The organism is Lentzea aerocolonigenes (assembly GCF_000955955.1).
GTDB lineage: Bacteria > Actinomycetota > Actinomycetes > Mycobacteriales > Pseudonocardiaceae > Lentzea > Lentzea aerocolonigenes_A.
This window is the reverse complement of sequence record NZ_JYJG01000622.1, coordinates 1-443: the sequence shown is the minus strand read 5'-3', so window position 1 is coordinate 443 and position 443 is coordinate 1. Positions and strand designations below refer to the sequence as shown.

The 443-nt window shown below is 72.2% G+C and carries 1 pseudogene; it reads left to right on the top strand.

Annotation, left to right across the window (positions count from 1 at the left end):
- Positions 1-443, top strand: a pseudogene (locus UK23_RS47975) (transcriptional regulator, XRE family protein); the annotation flags it as partial.

The following is a 443-nucleotide window of genomic DNA, read 5'->3' as shown; positions in this document are numbered from 1 at the left end:
CGCTCGGCCTCGGTGCCGACAAGCGCGCGGAGTTCCTCCAGGTCGCGGAGCGCGCACGCAGGCGGGGGACGGCGACGTCGGCCCCCGGCTCGGCCGAGATGCCGGCCCTGCCCTCCCACCCGGTCGGGCGGGTGGCGGACCTCGACGAGCTGCAGCGGATGTTGCGGGTGAACCCGATGGTGGCGATCGTGGGGCAGCCCGGTGTGGGCAAGACCGTCCTGGCGGCGTATGCGGCACACCGGATGAAGGACGAGTTCCCGGACGGATGTCTGGCGGTCGACCTGCGCGGGATGGACGAGCGGCCGTTGCCCGTGCAGGTCGTGTTCGACCGTTTGTTGCAGGCCCTGGGCACGGGGTCGGGGAACGTACCCGCGATGGTGGACGAGCAGTCGGGGCGGTACCGGGCGCTGCTGGAGAAGCGGAAGGTGCTGGTGCTGCTGGAC